This window comes from Mucilaginibacter galii, assembly GCF_014635825.1.
Lineage (GTDB): Bacteria > Bacteroidota > Bacteroidia > Sphingobacteriales > Sphingobacteriaceae > Mucilaginibacter > Mucilaginibacter galii.
The window spans coordinates 49,709-68,308 of the sequence record NZ_BMDO01000001.1 but is presented as its reverse complement, the minus strand read 5'-3'; the positions used below and the strand labels follow the sequence as shown (position 1 = coordinate 68,308).

Annotated in this window: 24 protein-coding genes; 15 read left to right on the top strand and 9 right to left on the bottom strand. The window is 43.7% G+C overall.

Going from position 1 to position 18,600, the window contains the following annotated elements; genetic code table 11:
• Nucleotides 1–214: 214 nt before the first annotated feature.
• Together IEV61_RS00345 and IEV61_RS00340 are read left to right on the top strand one after the other, a co-directional pair.
• On the top strand, nucleotides 215–691 hold the full coding sequence (locus IEV61_RS00345) for an RNA polymerase sigma factor (RefSeq protein ID WP_188412747.1): 477 nt from the start codon (nucleotides 215–217) through the stop codon (nucleotides 689–691).
• Nucleotides 684–1,187: a hypothetical protein gene (locus tag IEV61_RS00340; RefSeq protein WP_188412746.1), complete on the top strand. Its 504-nt coding sequence runs from the start codon at nucleotides 684–686 to the stop codon at nucleotides 1,185–1,187. The genes IEV61_RS00345 and IEV61_RS00340 overlap by 8 nt, the downstream gene beginning before the upstream one ends.
• Before the next feature lie 264 nt (nucleotides 1,188–1,451).
• Here IEV61_RS00340 and IEV61_RS00335 read toward each other — a convergent pair whose 3' ends face one another.
• The gene (locus IEV61_RS00335) at nucleotides 1,452–2,246 is read right to left on the bottom strand and encodes a TIGR00266 family protein (protein ID WP_188412744.1); all 795 of its coding nucleotides are present in this window, start codon (nucleotides 2,244–2,246) and stop codon (nucleotides 1,452–1,454) included.
• A 241-nt stretch (nucleotides 2,247–2,487) separates the two neighbouring features.
• Between IEV61_RS00335 and IEV61_RS00330 the strand changes: the two genes are divergently transcribed.
• Nucleotides 2,488–3,759: a DUF2130 domain-containing protein gene (locus tag IEV61_RS00330; RefSeq protein WP_188412742.1), complete on the top strand. Its 1,272-nt coding sequence runs from the start codon at nucleotides 2,488–2,490 to the stop codon at nucleotides 3,757–3,759.
• Nucleotides 3,760–3,835: 76 nt separating this feature from the next.
• Nucleotides 3,836–4,567, top strand: a complete 732-nt coding sequence (locus IEV61_RS00325; RefSeq protein WP_188412738.1) for a DUF481 domain-containing protein — start codon at nucleotides 3,836–3,838, stop codon at nucleotides 4,565–4,567.
• Between the two features lie 96 nt (nucleotides 4,568–4,663).
• Here the strand turns inward: IEV61_RS00325 and IEV61_RS00320 are convergent, their stop codons facing one another.
• Complete coding sequence (locus tag IEV61_RS00320) at nucleotides 4,664–5,155, bottom strand: VOC family protein (protein WP_188412736.1); 492 nt, start codon at nucleotides 5,153–5,155, stop codon at nucleotides 4,664–4,666.
• A 56-nt stretch (nucleotides 5,156–5,211) separates the two neighbouring features.
• On the opposite strand from IEV61_RS00320, the gene yihA reads away from it, so the two are divergent.
• From yihA to IEV61_RS00280, 8 genes are all read left to right on the top strand, one after another.
• Nucleotides 5,212–5,820 carry a ribosome biogenesis GTP-binding protein YihA/YsxC gene (gene yihA / locus IEV61_RS00315; protein WP_188412734.1) on the top strand — a complete coding sequence of 203 codons (609 nt, stop codon included), beginning with the start codon at nucleotides 5,212–5,214 and terminating at the stop codon, nucleotides 5,818–5,820.
• A gap of 72 nt (nucleotides 5,821–5,892) precedes the next feature.
• The gene (locus IEV61_RS00310) at nucleotides 5,893–6,234 is read left to right on the top strand and encodes an endonuclease domain-containing protein (RefSeq protein WP_188414376.1); all 342 of its coding nucleotides are present in this window, start codon (nucleotides 5,893–5,895) and stop codon (nucleotides 6,232–6,234) included.
• Nucleotides 6,235–6,335: 101 nt separating this feature from the next.
• Nucleotides 6,336–7,193, top strand: coding sequence for a UbiA-like polyprenyltransferase (locus tag IEV61_RS00305; protein ID WP_188412732.1), 858 nt, complete (start codon nucleotides 6,336–6,338; stop codon nucleotides 7,191–7,193).
• Complete coding sequence (locus IEV61_RS00300) at nucleotides 7,178–7,789, top strand: Crp/Fnr family transcriptional regulator (RefSeq protein ID WP_188412730.1); 612 nt, start codon at nucleotides 7,178–7,180, stop codon at nucleotides 7,787–7,789. The genes IEV61_RS00305 and IEV61_RS00300 overlap by 16 nt, the downstream gene beginning before the upstream one ends.
• A gap of 81 nt (nucleotides 7,790–7,870) precedes the next feature.
• On the top strand, nucleotides 7,871–8,797 hold the full coding sequence (locus IEV61_RS00295; RefSeq protein WP_188412728.1) for an NAD-dependent epimerase/dehydratase family protein: 927 nt from the start codon (nucleotides 7,871–7,873) through the stop codon (nucleotides 8,795–8,797).
• Nucleotides 8,798–8,903: 106 nt separating this feature from the next.
• A complete protein-coding gene (locus IEV61_RS00290; protein ID WP_188412726.1) occupies nucleotides 8,904–10,604 on the top strand; it encodes a M3 family oligoendopeptidase in 1,701 nt (566 codons plus the stop codon).
• 53 nt (nucleotides 10,605–10,657) lie between these two features.
• Nucleotides 10,658–12,058: a DNA/RNA non-specific endonuclease gene (locus IEV61_RS00285; protein ID WP_188412724.1), complete on the top strand. Its 1,401-nt coding sequence runs from the start codon at nucleotides 10,658–10,660 to the stop codon at nucleotides 12,056–12,058.
• 114 nt (nucleotides 12,059–12,172) lie between these two features.
• On the top strand, nucleotides 12,173–12,637 hold the full coding sequence (locus IEV61_RS00280; RefSeq protein WP_188412722.1) for a DUF2147 domain-containing protein: 465 nt from the start codon (nucleotides 12,173–12,175) through the stop codon (nucleotides 12,635–12,637).
• 4 nt (nucleotides 12,638–12,641) lie between these two features.
• Here IEV61_RS00280 and trxA read toward each other — a convergent pair whose 3' ends face one another.
• The gene (gene trxA / locus IEV61_RS00275) at nucleotides 12,642–12,938 is read right to left on the bottom strand and encodes a thioredoxin (protein WP_188412720.1); all 297 of its coding nucleotides are present in this window, start codon (nucleotides 12,936–12,938) and stop codon (nucleotides 12,642–12,644) included.
• 120 nt (nucleotides 12,939–13,058) lie between these two features.
• On the opposite strand from trxA, the gene IEV61_RS00270 reads away from it, so the two are divergent.
• The 3 genes from IEV61_RS00270 to IEV61_RS00260 all read left to right on the top strand — a co-directional run bounded on the left by IEV61_RS00270 (nucleotide 13,059) and on the right by IEV61_RS00260 (nucleotide 14,340).
• A complete protein-coding gene (locus IEV61_RS00270; protein ID WP_188412718.1) occupies nucleotides 13,059–13,394 on the top strand; it encodes a cupin domain-containing protein in 336 nt (111 codons plus the stop codon).
• A 73-nt stretch (nucleotides 13,395–13,467) separates the two neighbouring features.
• Nucleotides 13,468–13,680, top strand: a complete 213-nt coding sequence (locus IEV61_RS00265; RefSeq protein WP_188412716.1) for a hypothetical protein — start codon at nucleotides 13,468–13,470, stop codon at nucleotides 13,678–13,680.
• A gap of 150 nt (nucleotides 13,681–13,830) precedes the next feature.
• Nucleotides 13,831–14,340, top strand: a complete 510-nt coding sequence (locus IEV61_RS00260; RefSeq protein WP_188412714.1) for a GNAT family N-acetyltransferase — start codon at nucleotides 13,831–13,833, stop codon at nucleotides 14,338–14,340.
• A 72-nt stretch (nucleotides 14,341–14,412) separates the two neighbouring features.
• Here the strand turns inward: IEV61_RS00260 and IEV61_RS00255 are convergent, their stop codons facing one another.
• From IEV61_RS00255 to IEV61_RS00230, 6 genes are all read right to left on the bottom strand, one after another.
• Complete coding sequence (locus IEV61_RS00255; RefSeq protein ID WP_188412712.1) at nucleotides 14,413–14,727, bottom strand: hypothetical protein; 315 nt, start codon at nucleotides 14,725–14,727, stop codon at nucleotides 14,413–14,415.
• Between the two features lies 1 nt (nucleotide 14,728).
• A complete protein-coding gene (locus tag IEV61_RS00250) occupies nucleotides 14,729–15,451 on the bottom strand; it encodes a pirin family protein (RefSeq protein WP_308472312.1) in 723 nt (240 codons plus the stop codon).
• A 312-nt stretch (nucleotides 15,452–15,763) separates the two neighbouring features.
• Nucleotides 15,764–15,976 carry a hypothetical protein gene (locus IEV61_RS00245; protein ID WP_188412710.1) on the bottom strand — a complete coding sequence of 71 codons (213 nt, stop codon included), beginning with the start codon at nucleotides 15,974–15,976 and terminating at the stop codon, nucleotides 15,764–15,766.
• Between the two features lie 89 nt (nucleotides 15,977–16,065).
• Nucleotides 16,066–16,725: a YdeI/OmpD-associated family protein gene (locus IEV61_RS00240; protein ID WP_188412708.1), complete on the bottom strand. Its 660-nt coding sequence runs from the start codon at nucleotides 16,723–16,725 to the stop codon at nucleotides 16,066–16,068.
• Nucleotides 16,726–16,738: 13 nt separating this feature from the next.
• Complete coding sequence (locus IEV61_RS00235; RefSeq protein WP_188412706.1) at nucleotides 16,739–17,269, bottom strand: RNA methyltransferase; 531 nt, start codon at nucleotides 17,267–17,269, stop codon at nucleotides 16,739–16,741.
• A 93-nt stretch (nucleotides 17,270–17,362) separates the two neighbouring features.
• The gene (locus tag IEV61_RS00230; protein ID WP_188412704.1) at nucleotides 17,363–18,520 is read right to left on the bottom strand and encodes a galactokinase; all 1,158 of its coding nucleotides are present in this window, start codon (nucleotides 18,518–18,520) and stop codon (nucleotides 17,363–17,365) included.
• Nucleotides 18,521–18,600: the final 80 nt, after the last annotated feature.

The window sequence follows — 18,600 nt, the reverse complement described above, 5'->3', positions numbered from 1 at the left end:
TGTTTGTTAAAGGTGCCCTTAAGGTGCGGGCAAGTGGACGTTGCTTACAGCATTATTGTGATACCTTGGCTAAGTAAGCGTATATAAGATAGCGGCGCAAACCGTTTGTTACAACTAATTACACGGCCTGATACGATTTGAATTTATTGCAATTTTATACATCCAAACCTGAGTTTTTGTGTTAATTTTATAACGTTATAATTAATTTTGACGAGTGAATTTAAATATTGACAGATCACCGCGCTTAAGCAGCAACGACGTTTTGGTAACACGGGCACTGTACTACCGCTACAGTAGCTGGCTGCTTGGGTATTTAATGGCTGTGGTAAAAGACTACGAGCTGGCAGAACAGTATTTGGTGGATATATTTAAGGATGTGCCCAGCCGTTTGCACGAATTTACAGGATCGGAAAGCAGCCCTTGGTTGTGCCTGCAGGTATTGGCCAAAAGCAAGTTAAAAGGCTATGCCAGCGCGTTGCGTGCCAGCAAGGCGAAAACTAATTTCGACTCTATGGAACGCCTGAAGTTTGATAGTTATGTAGATGCCATGACCACCGAGCAACAAATAGTTTTTTGCGGGGTGTACTATTATCAAAAATCGACCGCATTACTGGCACAGGAGTTGAACAAAGCAGACGACGAGGTGAAGAAAATATTGAAAGAGGCTTTTTTAATGATCAAAAATGGATAAGACGGTACATGACTTTATAGAAAGCGGTATACTGGAAGCCTATATAACCGGCGCTGCTTCCGAGCAAGAGAACCAAGAGGTACTATACATGAAGCAACATTATCCGGCTGTGCAAAAGGAGCTTAAAGAAATTGAGAGTAGCCTCGAACTCATGGCCCGCCACATGTCCATACCGCCGCCGCCCAACCTGTGGGATCGTATTGAAGATGAAATATCGGGATTGGTAAAAACAGACAAGCATAAGCCAGCCGAACAGGAACGCGACTACCAACACTACCAAAAGCAAACCACTAAGCCCGAACCGGATTATATAGAGGTAGAAGGCCAGTCGTCGCACATGCGCATACACAAAGCCTGGAAATGGGTTTTTGCTGCCGTGTTTGTACTGGGTAAGATATTTTTAGGATTCGCTATTTACTTTTACCTTGAAAACCGCCAGGCTCAGCAAAACATACTCGAACTTAAACAGCAGTTGCGAGAAGTAAGAGGGAAGTAGGAGGTGCGGAGTACGGAGATTTAGGTACGAGGAGCGAAGATCTGAGTACAGAGGTTTTAGGTGCGTAGTGTGAAGATCAAAATGCAAAGAGCAAGTTTAGGCAAGTTGCCCTTACATTCTTTACTTCGATCCCTGACCGAATACGTTTACTCACTAAAGCCCCGCACCTCGTTACTTTTACCTTGCACCTACAAAGCCCCCGCACCTCGCACCCCTTACCTCGCAACTCAAAGCCCTCGCACCCCAAACCCTGCTCTCTAAAACCTAATAGCCGTCGCCATCCAGTAAATTGCCCAGGCCACCTAAAATGCTGCCTTCTTCTTTACGGCCACCAGGTGTTGCGTAACTTAATATACGGCTGGCTAAACGGCTTACAGGTAGCGTTTGTATCCATACTTTACCCGGTCCGCGCAGCGTAGCAAAAAATACGCCTTCACCACCAAATATCTTATTGCGTACACCACCTATATATTCAATGTCAAAATTGATACCCGAGGTATAACCCACCAAACAGCCGGTGTCTATTTTTATCATTTCACCTGCTTGTAAGTCGCGTTCAAACACATGCCCACCTGCGTGCATAAAGGCCATACCATCGCCTTGCAGGCGTTCCATAATAAAACCCTCGCCACCAAACAGGCCGGTGCCCAGCTTGCGCTGAAACTCAATATTGATAGCTACACCTTTGGCTGCACATAAAAAAGCATCCTTTTGACAAATAACCGAACCGCCCAAATTCATCAGATTCAGCGGGATGATCTTACCCGGGTAGGGTGATGCAAAGCTTACGCGTTTTTTGCCCATGCCCACATTGGTAAAAGCCGTCATGAACAAGCTTTCGCCCACCAGCAGGCGTTTACCTGCACTAAACAGTTTGCCCATCAGGCCGCCGCTTTGCTGCTGGCTGCCGTCGCCAAAAATGGTTTGCATTTGTATACCATCATCCATCATCATAAACGCGCCGCTCTCGGCAACGGCGGTTTCGCTTGGGTCAAGTTCAACTTCTACGTATTGCATCTCTTCGCCAAAAATGCGGTAGTCAATTTCGTGGTTTTGCATAATTAAATGTATAAATATGTATTTTTTTGTACTTTTTAGATGCGTTTATGAAGCGAAAATTACAACGTTTCGAAAATATTTAGCGCAAATGGCATCTGCAAGCATTGGCCTCAATTATTTGATGTTGATAAGCTTTGCTTCAATGTTTAAAAATTTGCTTAAAATTTTAGCAAAATAGATTTACCTTTAAAGCGTTTTTGCAGTTGATATTGCGAACGCAATTAGTTAATTATCCGCAGGTATGGCAACAGAAGTAAAATGCCCCAGTTGTAATCATAGCTTTCCTATTGAGGAAGTAATGACCGAAGAGTATAAAAAGCAGCTACGCAAGCAGATGCAGCAATATACTCAGCAAAAGGAAGACGAATTTAAGAAGAAGGAAGAGGAGTTCAGGAAGAAAGAAGACGGCTTTTTAACATCGCAACGGCATCAGCAAGAGCAATTTGAGCAGCGGTTAATTGAGGAAAAACGCCAGATGCAGCAGAGTATAGAGGAATCTATGCGTAAATCTATCCAGGCCGATGTAGAGCATCAAATGCGTATGTTGGAGAACTCTGTAAAGGAATCGGAAGAAAAGCTACGTGCATCGCGCCAGAAGGAGCTGGAGTTTATGCAGAAAGAGCGAAGCCTAAAACAGCGGGAAGAAGAACTGGAACTGTTTACCCAACGCAAGCTGCAAGAACAACGTGAAGCCCTGGCCGAGCAGATCCGCAAGCAGGAAGCCGAGCGCTTTGCCATGCGAGATACTGAGTATCAGTTTAAAGTACGCGAGTTAGAAAAGCAATTAGATGACCAGAAGCATTTAGCCGAAGAAATGAAGCGTAAAGCCGAACAAGGCTCTATGCAGTTGCAGGGCGAGGTACAGGAGTTAATTTTAGAAGAACAGCTGCGCAGTTATTTCCCGTTCGATATGGTGAACGAGGTAGGCAAAGGCATCCGTGGTGCCGATTGTATTCAAACCGTGCGTAACTCTTTTGGGCAGGAATGCGGCAAGATCATCTACGAAAGTAAGCGAACCAAAGATTTTGGAGTAGACTGGATAGAAAAGTTGAAAAAAGATATGCGCCACACCGGTGCCGATTTGGCCGTAATTGTGACCCAGAATTACCCTAAGGATATGGACTGCTTTGGCGAAAAAGATGGTGTTTGGATCTGCTCGTTCACCGAAGTAAAGGCGGTATCTTATGTGCTGCGCGAAACGGTAATGAAAACAGCGGCCATTTTAAAGGCACAAGAGGGTAAGGGCGATAAAATGCACTTACTGTATGATTACCTGCTGAGTAACGAATTTAAAGAGCAATGGAAAGCTTTGAGAGAAGGTTTTACCAGTATGCGTATGTCAATACTACGCGAACGCGACGCTATGGAGAAATTGTGGAAGGCACGCGAAAAGCAATTGGAAAAAGTGTTGCTGAGTGCGGTACATATTCAAGGCTCTATTGAGGGTATAGCCGGCAGCGAGAACATACAGTTAAGCCTAACCGATGATGAAGACTTGCTCATGTTAGGGTAGGGGCGGGGCTGATCACGGTTTAAACAAACAATAACAGCAGTTGGGTTGTCGGTTAAAGGCAATCAAACTGCTGCTTATGCTGAAATGTTTCTCTATTCTGTTTTTGATATTTTGCACTTATCATGCAAGTGCACAGTTTAACGACACTACTAATTATCATGTTATCTTTAATGGCACGGGTTCGGTTAACCGTGCACGTAACGGAAATGCGTATTTGCTGAATAATGGACTCCGTTTCGAGTTGAAGAAGAAAAGCGTAGCCCTTAACGCTACCAATAATTGGGTATACGGTAAATCAAACGGCGACCTTACCAATAATGATTTCTCCTCCACTATCGACTTTAACCTTTACAAAGCCATTCCTCATGCCTACTATTGGGGACTGGTCAATTACAACACCAGTTTCTCCCTCAAAATAAATAAACAACTGTTGGCCGGCGGAGGTATTGCTTACAGCATTTTAGACAAGCCAAACACTTATCTTAACATAAGCGATGGTATACTTTATGACCTGAGCGATATAAATACCACCGATACTACACGTGAAAATTACCACACTTACCGCAACTCTTTCAGGTTACAAATGCACTTTCTTATAGCAGATTTAATTACCGTAGATAGTGGAAACTTTCTGCAAAATTCGCTGACCAGGAGTGGAGATTACATTATCAAAAGTACGTTTGGCTTAGGCTTCAAAATCAATAATTGGCTTACTTTGAATAGCTCATTATCTTACAATAAAATATCGCGTACGGATAGTGAAAACCTGTTGCTGACTTATGGTTTGAAAGTTGAACGTTACTTTTAAAGCATATAATGAAAAGTAATAACGAATATTAAAAGTAATATATTTGTCTGTATTACAATGCTTTGTATATGTAGTATAAATCAAAGAATGACGTTGTTATTTCAGCTCCTGTAAGAGGTTTTCTATATCAAGCCTTTGAGTAAACATGGTTAGATTGCCATCAGCATCTAATGGCCAAAGCTCTTTCGGGCGGTCCCAATAAAGTTCCACGCCGTTCATGTCAGGGTCGTTTAAATAGATAGCTTCAGACACACCATGGTCTGATGCACCGGTAATGTGCGCATATTTAGCATCCACCAAGCGCTTAAATATGGCGGCTAAATCTTTACGTTCGGGATAGAGTATAGCGGTATGGTATAGGCCCGGAAATCTGTCGGGTGCGGGTTCTGAGCCTAAGCTGTGCCACGTATTTAAACCAATGTGGTGATGGTAGCCACCTGCCGAAATAAAAGCCGCTTGCGTTCCGTACTTCATCATAAGTTCAAAGCCAAGTAAGCCGCAATAAAAATCCAGCGAACGTTGCAAGTCGCTTACTTTCAAATGCACATGACCTATGCGGGTTTGTGCAGGTATTTGATAGTCATTCATAACTAATTATATGTTTAAACATTAAATGTAAGATTTGTAACACTTACCTTTGTACCATGATTGTCAAATCTGCTGAATTTATTTGCAGTAACACGCAAACTTCCAAACTGCCGCCACCCGAAAAACCGGAGTATGCCTTTATTGGCCGCTCTAATGTGGGTAAATCTTCGTTGATCAATATGTTGGTTAACAAAAAAGGCTTAGCCAAAACCTCTCAAACACCAGGTAAAACTCAACTCATTAACCATTTTTACATCAATGAAGACTGGTACCTGGTAGATTTACCCGGTTATGGCTACGCCCGGATCTCTAAAAGTAAAAAGGAAGACTGGGATAAGTTTATCCGCACTTACCTGGATAAGCGCGAAAGCCTGCAATGTGTGCTGGTGTTGATAGATAGCCGTTTAGAACCACAAAAGATCGACGTTGCATTTTGTAACTGGTTAGGCGAAAAAGGATTGTCGTTCGTATTGGTATTTACCAAAGCCGATAAGCAATCGGCCATTAAAACCGACCAGAACGTAGCTAAGTTTAGAAAAGCGTTAAGTGAAACCTTTGAGGAAGTACCTCAGCATTTCATTACTTCAGCCGAGAATAAGTTAGGTCGTGATGAGGTGTTGGGTTTTATTGATAGCGTGAATAAGGGGTTTGTTAAGAATTGGTAAGAAGTTGAAAGGTTGCAAAATGATTGAAGCTTTCCCCCTCTTGAGAGGGGCAGGGGTGTGTCCTAATAAACTATACCACGCAAAATAATCTCATACAACAGCAACCTGAAGCGATTAGCGAGGCAGCTAAGAAACAATAGCACACCCGGCGAAATTAAACTTTGGCAGGAGTTGAGAAATAAGCAGTTTCACGGATGCGATTTTCACCGTCAAAAACCGTTATTAGATTATATTGTCGATTTTTATTGTGCGGAGTTAGGGTTGGTAATTGAGTTAGATGGGCGTTACCATGACGGGATTAGTGAAGATGATTTGAAAAGGGATAATGAATTAGCACGATACAATTTAACCGTTGTAAGATTTAGTGAGAGTGAAGTGATGAAGGATATGCTAAATGTCTTGAGGACTTTGTAAGCTTATTTAGAAGAATACAATAAAGGAGGGTAGTTTAAGCATGCTTGTGATACACACCCCTGCCCCTCTCAAGAGGGGAAGAATAATAGAATATAATTTACATGAAAAAATACTTCTCATTAGTTACTTTTTCGCATACCATATTTGCCATGCCGTTTGCTTTCATCGGCTTTTTTTTGGCGGTTACCACTACCGATGGAAAGTTTGAATGGATCAAGCTGCTGCTCATGTTGCTGTGCATGGTATTTGCCCGTAACTCAGCCATGGCATTTAATCGCTACTTAGACAGGGATATTGATGCCAAAAACCCACGTACTAAGGTTCGTGATATTCCGGCAGGGCGTATTTCGCCTGCTGGAGCCCTTACGTTTACGATAGCTAACTGCCTGTTATTTGTCACTGTAACCTGGTTCATTAACCTTATTTGCTTTTACCTGTCGCCCGTAGCTTTGCTGGTGGTGCTGGGTTACAGCGCAACAAAGCGCTTTACAGCGCTTTGTCATCTGGTATTAGGCTTGGGCCTTTCGCTGGCTCCCATAGGCGCTTATTTGGTGGTTGCTGGTCATTTTGCACTACTGCCAATCTTCTTTTCGCTGGCGGTGGTTTGTTGGGTAAGTGGGTTCGATATTATTTATGCTTTGCAAGATGAGGATTTTGACCGTAATGAAAAGCTACACTCTATACCAAGTGCTTTGGGTACCGCTAAAGCTTTAGCGCTATCTACGTTTCTACATGTGTTATCAGCGATATTTGTAATCTTGCCGGTTTTCTTTACTCAAGTTGGGCCATTGTACTATGTTGGCGTATTTGTATACTGCAGCATGCTAGTTTATCAGCACCGCCTGGTTAAACCTACAGACCTCAGCCGGGTAAACTTTGCTTTCATGACCACCAATGGTATTGCCAGCGTAGTATTCGCGGCCTTCTTTTTGTTAGACAGATTATGGATCCGCAGATAGCAACCCACCTCCCCATTTTCCGCAAGCAACTGGAAAAGTTCGTTGTTTTCAACGATGAGGAGTGGAATGTGTTTGCGTCGTATCTCAAGATCAGAACCGTAAAAAAGAAAGATCATCTGATTGAGAGCGGGCAGATTTGCAAAGAGATTGGCTTTATTGTGTCGGGTTCCCTCCGTTTTTATCACGTAAAGGATGGGCATGAAATAACCAATTACTTTTGCCTCGATCAAGAGTTTGTAAGTTCTTACAGCAGTTTCCTGAAACAGGTGCCGGGGCACACTAACATACAAGCGCTCGAAGAGGTACTGCTCATTACCTTTACCCATCAAAACATACAGCAGCTTTTGGCAAACCCGCTTATGGCTTACAAAATGGAACGCTTTGGTCGCCTCATAGCCGAGTACCTAATATGTTGCTACGAGGAGCGCGTAGTTAGCTTTATTACATTAACCCCCGAGGAGCGGTATATCGCCTTGCTCGAAAGTAATTCCCGCTTGCTACAACGTATCCCGCAGCATTACCTGGCCACTTACTTGGGTATAACCCCGGTTTCGCTATCGCGCATTCGTAAGCGGATGTTTGAAGTGGTTAAATAGCCGCACTTGTTTTCTTATCTTTTGTTAACGTTTTGATTTACTGGGAGGGCCTACTTTTGAGTTAAATAAAACCCCAATATCATGCACACCATTTTAGGAGCAGGTGGCCCCATAGCAAACGCGCTTACCGCCGAATTGATCAAATCCAATCAACAAATACGCCTGGTGAGCAGGCGGCCCATAACTCCGGCTAATGCGAATGTAAAATGGCACAAGGCCGACCTCACCAACGCCGCCGAGGTAATGCAGGCTACCCAAGGATCAACCATTATTTATTTATGTGCCGGACTGGTATATAATAAAACTATATGGCAGCAACAATGGCCGGTCATCATGCAAAACGTCATTAACGCGGCGAAAGAAAACAATGCCCGCCTAATTTTTTTCGATAACGTGTACATGTATGGTTTAGTAAAAGGACCAATGCTGGAGACCGAAATTTACAATCCCGCAAGTGTAAAAGGGGAGGTGAGGGCCAAAATATCAGCTCAACTGATGGATGAGGTGAAGGCTGGTAACCTGCACGCTTCCATTGCCCGTGCTGCCGATTTTTATGGAACCGAAGGCACAAATAGCGTTTTAGATAGCATGGTATTAAGCAAATTTGCCAAAGGCGAAAAAGCCATGTGGTTAGGTAAGCCCGATACCCTGCATAGCTTTACTTACGTGCCCGATGCCGGCAAGGCAATGTACCTGTTAGGACAGCGCCCCGATGCCGATAACCAGATTTGGCACCTGCCTACGGCTCCTGCTATTACCGGCAAACAAATCATGGAAATAGCCGCCGCCACATTTAATACCAAGCCCCGGCACATAGCTGTAAATAAACTAATGTTGCAAGTGATAGGCCTTTTCAATAAGCCGGTTAAAGACAGCGTAGAAATGTATTACCAGTTTAATCACGACTACGTTTTCAATTCAGATAAATTCGAAAAGGCTTTTAATGTAAAACCTACCACTTACGCGCAAGGCATTCAAAACTTAGCTCAAACCTTGTTCAAAGCGTAAGGTAATCATGCATTGGTAAATTGATGTGATTTCATTTGCTTTATCATCTACACATCTGCACATTTGTAGTTCTGCACATCATCAAAGATGTGTGGTTTGAGAAACTATGATATCTGCTAAAGAAAGAAAATACATCCCTGCACAACTTGATATTAAATGGGAAACCCTGGAACCGTTTTACCAGGAACTAAGCAACCGGCCAATTAATTCGGTTCAGGAATTGGAACACTGGCTGCACGACCGCAGCGAGTTGGAAGCCGCCCTGGAAGAAGATTTTGCCTGGCGCTACATCCGCATGACCTGCGATACAGCGAGTGAAGAATTGCTACAGCAGTTTCAATATTTTGCTACCGAAATTGAACCCAAAATAGCACCTTTCAATAATGAGTTAAACAAAAAGTTAATTGATAGCGAGTATGTTAAACAACTTGATGAAAAGAAGTACTTTATATACCTCCGCAGTATTAAAAAGTCTTTAGAGCTGTTCCGTGAAGAAAACATCCCGGTGCAAACGGAGATTCAGGTAGAGCAGCAAAAGTACCAAAGCATCACCGGTGCTATGTCGGTTACCATAGGCGATAAGGAGTTTACCCTGGAGCAGGCGGCTGCCTTATTAAAAGATACCGACCGTGCTAAAAGGCAGGAGGCCTGGGAGAAAATCACCGCCCGCCGTTTGCAAGACAAGCAACCGTTGAACGAGTTGTTCGACCTGCTGATGGTGTTGCGCCACAAGGTTGCCCGCAATGCCGATTTTGAAAACTTCAGGAATTACATGTTCCAGGCGCTTGGCCGCTTTGATTATACACCGCAAGATTGCTACGCTTTTCATGAGGCTATAGAAAAAGAGATCGTACCCATTTTGCGTGAGCAGGCGCAAAAGCGCAAAGAGGCTTTAGGTTTAGATGAGCTGAAGCCTTGGGATATGGATGTTGACATTACCGGCAAGCCCGCTTTAAAGCCCTTTACCGACGGGGCCGACCTGGTGAATAAATCTATTACCTGTTTTAACCGCATTAGCCCTTACCTGGGCGAACGTTTAGAGATCATGAAGGCCAACGGGCTATTCGATGTGGAAAGTCGCAAAGGCAAAGCCCCAGGCGGTTATAACTACCCCTTGGCCGAAACAGGCGCTCCGTTCATCTTTATGAACTCCGCTAACACCTTTCGCGATTTGACCACCATGGTTCACGAAGGGGGGCATGCCGTTCATACTTTCCTGACTGCCGATTTAGAACTGAACGATTTTAAACATTGCCCGAGCGAGGTGGCTGAACTGGCTTCCATGTCTATGGAGTTGATCTCGATGGATAATTGGGATGTGTACTTTGAAAACGAAGAAGAGCTGAAACGTGCCAAGCGCGACCAGTTGATCGATGTGCTCAAAACCTTGCCGTGGGTGGCCGTGGTAGATCAGTTTCAGCACTGGTTGTACACCAACCCCGACCATACCGATGAGCAACGCACCGATGCCTGGAAACAGATCTTCGAACGTTTTGGAGCAGGCTTTATTGACTGGAGCGAGTACCCCGAGGCCGAAGCAAATTTATGGCAGAAGCAATTGCACATTTTTGAAGTGCCGTTCTACTACATTGAATATGGCATGGCTCAGTTAGGTGCTATTGCAGTTTGGAAAAACTACAAAGAAAACCCTGAAAAAGGGTTACAACAATACCTTGATGCTCTCAAATTAGGGTACACCAAAACCATCAAAGAGATCTACGAAACTGCCGGAATTAAGTTTGATTTTAGTGCCGGTTATGTAAAAGATCTTGCTGAATTTGTAAAAGGCGAATTAGACAAGATATAATTTATATATCTGCTGTATTGATTTAGATGGTGGTTGTATTGGTCTGATTATAAATGCATATAAAACTAAAGTATAGTCTTTTTATTGCCGTTTTTTGGCTCACAGCTTGCGATAATAATAAGGAATCTGAACAAAAATCACAACCGGTTAATCAGCAAGTTTCTATTCAAAAAGAAGATTTTGAAGCAGGGGCGAAGTCGGCATATAATCCAGGTACGGTTCGCTTTAAAACCGGCGTTTGGTACCTGGAAGATGCGCTGATAGCGGGTAGTAATAAGGATGCCAAAGAGGGTAGCCAGTCGGTTAGGTTGCGTGGTAAAGGCATGCTTCGGATGGACTTCGATGTTGCCGGTATATCAAAAGTAACAGTGAAACAAGCCGCTTATCAGGGCAAAAAATCTGGTGGATGGCAGTTGAAAATGTCGGTAGACGGTGGCCGTACCTATACCCAGGCCGGGGCCGATATGGTGGTTCAGGGGCATAACTTACAGACGGTATCTTTTATTATTAATCACCGTGAGGCAATCCGCTTTGCCATTTGCAAAACAGCCGGGGGAAACAATCGCATCAATATTGATGATTTTACAATTTACGGCTTTGATGAGCACACCGCTACTACCAACGTTCAATCAAAAAATACCTCGGCTGCAAGTACCGACACGCCTGTCACGGGCGATAATAGCAACCTGCTTTTAGGCAACCCCAGCAACGCTGCTACAAGTACTCGTACGCCCGACAACTATTTGATGATACGCCCTTATTATACTCTGAGCTATAACCGTGGCAGGGGCGGCCCAAATTGGGTAAGCTGGTATATGGGTGATGAATGGCTGGGCCGCATTAAACGCGTGAATGATTTCAGGGCCGATGATGCCCTGCCACCCGGGTGGTATCATGTACAAAATACCAGCTATCAGGGCAGTGGTTTTGAGCGGGGACATAACTGTCCCTCGGCAGATCGAAGCAACTCATTAAAAGCTAATTCGGCCACCTTTTTAATGTCCAATATGATACCGCAGGCACCGGCCAACAACCAGGTTACCTGGGGTAATTTGGAAGACTATGAGCGTATGCTCGTGAAGAACGGTAATGAAGTTTACGTGGTGATGGGCAGCTACGGTACCGGTGGATATGGCACGCGCGGCTATCGCACCACTATTGATAGCGGTCGCATTACGGTGCCAGCTTACATATGGAAGGTAATTGTAGTATTACCTGATGGTAATAATGACTTAAGGCGCGTAGATGCAACTACAAGGGTCATAGCTGTTATCACGCCAAATAACAACGGTATAAAGCCTAATTGGACCAATTACCTGTGCACGGTTCGTGATATTGAAAAGGCCACCGGATACAACTTACTGTCTAAATTGCCAAAGCAGGTACAAGATGCTATTGAAACGCGTAAAGATGCGGGAATCGACCCTAACGATGGGTACCTGATGCGTTTGTAAAGATTGGATGTTAATTAACTATTTAAGAATTTTAGTCTGAGAAAACTTTTGTAAAACAATTGTAATTTTCTGTTCGTTTATTTCTTACCTTACAAAAAGGTTTAAGTCTTTTCTATGGTTAAGAAATTTTTCACTGGCAGTTTGGTGTTATTTATTGTTTCGTTTACGTTCAACGTTCGGAGTTCGTCTTTAGAGGCATGCGATAGAATTTGTGGTAAATGGCAATCGGAGAAAAAGAACTGCGTAGTACAGGTATACCGCGATGGCGATGACTTTAAAGCGAGGTTAGTTTGGTTCGATGATGCTGATGATTCAAGTAAACCTATGGAAAGCCGTATAGATTATAAGAACCCTGATAAATCCTTACAATCGCGTAAGCTTATAGGAATGAATGTTTTAGAAGACCTGGAATACAAAGCTAAGAGCAACACTTGGGAAAATGGCATGATCTACGATGCCCAAACAGGTAAAAAGTGGAACTCGTCGGCTTATTTAACCTCAGATGGCGCATTGAAAGTTAACGGCTATTGGCACTTCAAATTCATAGGCCGCACCATGACCTTTAATCGTGTGCAGTAATTTGTTACATGTACTGTTCAATCACCTGTTTAATTTGGTTGGCCTGCATTACACCGCTTTGACGCCACTTGTTTTCACCATTCTTAAACAGTATTAAAGTGGGTACGCCTTGTATATGGTAGGCACTGGCTACAGCCGGATTTTTATCAATGTCAATTTTAACGATCTTCACTTTATCGCCCATGGCATCTTTCACCTGTTTTAAAATAGGTGCCATCATTTTACATGGGCCGCACCACTCAGCCGAAAAATCGACCAAAACGGCTTGAGGAGAACTGATAATATCTGAAAACGTTGCCATAAACTGAAATGTATAAAGTTGTAACAATGGTAAGTTAAATACGTTTGCCTGCAAAAGTAATTAACAAGCGTTACCAATTAAAGGGTAATCGGCCTATATTTACCACCTAATATCATACCAATGGACACTACTATATTTAAGCAATTTAGTGATATAACGGCCAAAGAAATGTCGCCGGGCTATATGGCTAAACTTATTCATACCGAAGTTAACACTTTGAACTTTTTAGAAGTGAAAGCCGGTGCAGTATCGGCCATACATACGCATATGCATCACCAATGCGCATTTGTGCTCGAAGGCCAGTTTGAGCTGATCGTAAACGGTGTGCCGCAAATACTCGATACCAATACCTTTGCCATTATCCCACCAAATGTGCCTCATGGTGGCCGTGCCATAACCGATTGTAAACTGCTGGATATCTTTGATCCTATTAGGGAAGACCTGGCCAAGCTATAAATTTTCTTTACTGGTGTTGCGATTTAAAAATCGAATAGTTAATTTAAGCTCACCTAATTAAATTTAACTAAAGATGAATCAAGACACCAATAAACCGTCGTCGTTAGGATTTTACAGTGCCGATGGCCATTTTCAGCAAGTTACTTCTCTTACCTCACATAGTCTGGAATTCGTAAGCAAGTCAAGATTAGAGTTGGAAGACCTGTTAAAGCATAACCTATTGCTGGAACGCTATGAAAAATGCGCCCTTATACGTGACGAACTGCTGAAGCGAAAATTGGCTTAAAGTTAGGTTACATTTACACTATCAATACTTGTATCATCAGCCTAAAAAGCACCTTGCAGGTTATCCATGAAGGTGCTATTTATGCTATTAATTACAGGGAGGTTTGCTCATTTTGCAAAAGTGTATTAGGTTTGCAACCCATATTTTGACATGCCAACAATACTAAAAGCGACTATATATGATGTGCCCGAGGCGGTTGCTTTAGTAAACAGCGCCTACCGTGGCGAAACCTCTAAACAAGGCTGGACCAGCGAAAGCCACCTGCTGGAAGGAATACGCATTGACGAGGTCGAAATGGTAGGTTATTTTAACCGCCCTGAAATAACGCTGCTTAAATACCTGAACGATGATGGACGTGTGGATGGCTTCGTTTATTTAGAGCAGGTTAAAAATAAGTGTTTGTACCTGGGTATGCTCACCGTAAACCCAACCCTGCAGGCCTCCGGGATAGGCAGGCAGCTGCTTTACGCAGCCAATGAGCAAGCTCGTATGTTGGGCTGTGAGGCTATAAAAATATCGGTGATCACCACCAGAGCCGAATTGATTTCCTGGTACGAACGCCGCGGGTTTAAAGCCACCGGCGAAGTTTTTCCATTAGTTACCACCACCAGCGTAGCCAAAGAGCCGGTGTATTTGATGATTATGGAGAAGATGTTGTGAAAAAATAGAGCTAAGAATCAAGAGCCAAGAAACAAGATTTTGTTAGGGCTTCAATTTCTTGGCTCTTGGTTCTTAGCTCTTGGCTCTCTCTTTTAGCGCTTCATAAATCTCTGCCGTAAGTAACCCGCTACCGCCACCGTAGTGTTGTACAATGGTTACCTGGGGGCGGTGAGCGGTAAAGTAGGCGCGTAAGTTAAGTTCAGATTCGGGCTCAATGCCGCCGCAAAGCAGTATAATGTCAATCAGTTGGTGGTCAAATTGCTGAACCGCTTCTTTATCCGTCATAGCGCCAATACCTTCCCAATCCGGGTTTTGGTTTATCAGGCGTATCACGGTTTCCAGTATCTGCTCATGACGGCCAATGGCCAGTATCTTCACTTTTTCCATTTTAAAATTTCATGGGTACTTCCATTAGCAAAATTTCGGTTTCGCTATTGGCAGTTATTTCAATCTGATCAACATCCCAAAGGCCAAAACCATCGCGGGTGTTTAATTGCTGTCCATTTACGGCTACATCGCCACTTAATACAAATGCATATACACCGTTGTTAGCGCCGCCTTTAAGGTTATAGGTGGTGCTCAGGCCACTGTCAAGCTTGCCTATATGGAACCACGCATTCTGATAGATCCAAACGCCCTCATCATCAGCGTTAGGCGATAATATCTGTTGCAAGCGGTTATGCCTGTCGTTGAGGTTCAGCGTAATTTGGTCATAACGTGGTTGAACGTTCTTTTGGTTAGGATAGATCCATATCTGTAAAAACTTAACCAACTCGTTCTCATGCGCATTCTTCTCGCTGTGGTAAATGCCCGTACCGGCGCTCATGGCCTGTATATCTCCTTTACGGATGATGGCTTTGTTACCCATGCTGTCTTCGTGCTCCAAATCGCCATCCAACGGGATGGAAATAATCTCCATATTATCGTGAGGATGATCGCCAAAGCCACGGCCACCGCTCACGGTGTCATCGTTCAGCACACGCAGGGCGCCAAAGTTCATGCTCTGCGGATTGTAAAAACCGCCGAAACTAAAGGTGTGATAGCTGTTTAACCAGCCATGATTGGCATGACCGCGGGCATCGGCTTTGTGTAATATAGTGTTTGACATCATGTTTTATGAATTAGAATACACAAAGCTACCGGTTGCCTTACCAACTACACTTAATGTAGGTTAAGTTTTTTGAGTGGTCAGTGGTCAGTGGTCAGTGGTCAGTGGTCAGTGGTCAGTGGTCAGTGGTCAGTGGTCAGTGGTCAGTGGTCAGTGGTCAGTGGTCAGTGGTCAGTGGTCAGTGGTCAAGTATCGAAAAATCATAAAACAATCTATTTGTTTAACAATTTACTCGCAACTCGCAACTCGCAACTCGCAACTCGCAACTCGCAACTCGCAACTCGCAACTCGCAACTCGCAACTCGCAACTCACAACTACCAAATGCTTCCGCCGGAAACCGATGCTATTTTGGCCTTTACCTCGTCGTAAGTTTCTTTTACGGTCACAAAAGATTGGTTGTCGCCAATAACATATACATGCACCATTTCAGGGTCGGTGTATACCACTACCGAAGTAATATTGTTAACATTGATCAACGCAGGTCTGCCGTTTTTGTCTGTAAGTTCTATAAATGTATTTGCTGCCATAACCCAAACAACAACAGAAGATGCATTTAGTTGGCTTGATAGAATTTTATACTTTTCTGAATTTATAGAAGCAAGAAATGTAGAATTTGCTACTTTTCTGAGGGGTTCTTTTTACCCGACACAAGCTTTTCAATCATTTTATTCAGCCTGTCGGTACGAGTTTTTTCTTGTTTGGCGGTGAGGATCCACAACACGTACTCTTTTTGGTTTGAGTAGGAGAGCCTATGATAATTGTCAAAGGCGAGGCTGTTTTCTGATAAAAGTACCTTTGCATCTTCGGGGAGTTTTACCGTCTTACTCAAAACATCTACATAAGCTGCATGCTCATTGTGCTGAATCTCGCTGTTGCGTGTAGACGATATTTTAGATTGACCTTCGTGCTTGAAGCGCAAAGCTGTCCAGGTTTGATCAATAGCTGCAGCGGCTACGGTATGCAGGCCGTATTTGGCAGGTTCGTCCCAACCGCCCATCATTTCCAGGTCTGTTGTTATGCCTGATGATTTTTTGGGGTAGATGATCCATAGTACCGTATCTGGTTTTAAAGCAGGTTGAATTTCTTTCAGATACGTAGCGAGTTCGGCACTGTTGCGTACAAAAAGCTGAATGCCGTCAAAACTTCCCCCGGCTGTATAGCTTAATTGCACACCATCGGGCAAGGAGTCTAAAACGTTTAGATAGTTCTCCGGGGCGTTGAGCAGCAACCAATGCTGACCGCTTTTCATGAGCAACTTTTTGGCAACAGCATTCATCGAAGTTTCGTTTTTATAATTTCATTTTAGTAAAGAAATCCCATAAAACAATGCCGGCCGATACCACAATATTAAACGAATGCTTGGTGCCAAACTGCGGAATTTCCAGGCAGGTATCAATTTTAGCCATCACTTCATCGCTTACGCCATTTACCTCATTACCAAAAATGAGTGCATATCTCTGATTAGGCTGTGGCTTAAACTCGTTGAGCATAACGCTGTTTTCCGCCTGCTCCACAGCTACTATCTGGTAACCTTGGTTACGCAACTCATCCACCGCAAGTGCAGCATCAGCATAATAGGTCCAATTAATTGAATTTGTGGCACCTAAGGCAGTTTTTTCTATCTCCCGGTGCGGCGGCTGGCTGGTGATACCGCATAAGCAGATCTGCTCTACTGCAAACCCGTCACACGTGCGAAATATAGAACCCACATTATGCATACTGCGCACACTGTCAAGCACAATTGCCACCGGAAGTTTACTTTGTTCTTTAAACTCCTCCACCGAAACCCGGTTCAGCTCTTCTAATTTTAATTTGCGCATCTCTTCAGTCGATAGTCCATAGCCGATAGTCCATAGTTAGTAACTACAATCCTTTAGACCATGGACTATCGGCTATGGTCTATCAACTGAAATTTACACTAACTCGTGTACACCATCACTAATGTTGGTAGCGTAAACCGATGGGGCGTAACCTATTTTTTGGGTATAATATTCAATTACATTTTTACGGTAGTCTTCAAAGGCATCGGCATTTACAATGGCAATGGCGCAGCCGCCGAAGCCTGCACCGGTCATGCGGGCACCTACCACATTGCTATCGGTAAGGCTATATTCTACCACGGCATCCAGTTCGGCACCACTCACTTCATAGTCGTTTTGTAAGGATAGGTGAGAGGCATACATGAGCCGGCCAAAGCGAACCAGGTCATCTTCGGCCAAAGCAACGGCAGCCAGTTTTACGCGGTCGTTCTCTTCTATCACGTGGCGGGCACGTTTAAGTACTGTAGGGTCAGTAATTAAATGCTGGTGCTGTTTAAAGGTGATGCCGTCAATATCGCAAAGATTGTTGATATCAAGCTCCTGTTGCAATGCGGCAAGGGCTTGGTGGCATTCTTCTACACGCTCGTTGTATTTGCTCTCGGCCAGTTTACGGGGCTTGTTGGTGTTAATAATAGCCAGCACATTGTTTTGCAAATTGGCGGTTACGGCTTCATAATCTAACGTATCGCAATTTAGTTTAAGTGCTTTGTGTTCTTCGCCAAAAGCTACGGCAAACTGATCCATAATACCGCTGCTCAGGCCAATGAAGTTGTTCTCAACCGATTTAGCCATGAGCACCAGTTCTAACTTGGTATAATCAGTCTTAAAGTACTGGTTAAAGGCAAATGCCGTAGCAATTTCAATAGAAGCCGATGATGATAGGCCCGAACCAATGGGTACGTTACCGTAATACAACACATCTAAACCCTGTACCTGCTTACCATCGGCCACAAAATGATGCAGTACGCCCAGCGGGTAGTTAAACCACTCGCGGCCTGTTTTTTCATAAGCAGTTTGTACGCCTATGTCATAAGTTTCCTCAAAATTCACGCTTCTGAAACGGAACACGTTATCCTCATTGGGCGACAGTAGCATCCAGGTACCAAAATTGATGGCACAAGGCATTACCAGTCCGCCGTTGTAGTCAATATGTTCGCCAATTAAGTTTACACGGCCCGGGCAAAAGTAGGTTTCCAATGCCTCCTGGTCAAATAGCGTTTCGAATTGTTGTTTGAGTTGGGTAGTTGTCATGGTGAGCAAAAATAAAAAAGCTAATTACATTTATGACTTTTATTTTATGGTGATTTAGCTGTATAAAGCAATGTTGCACT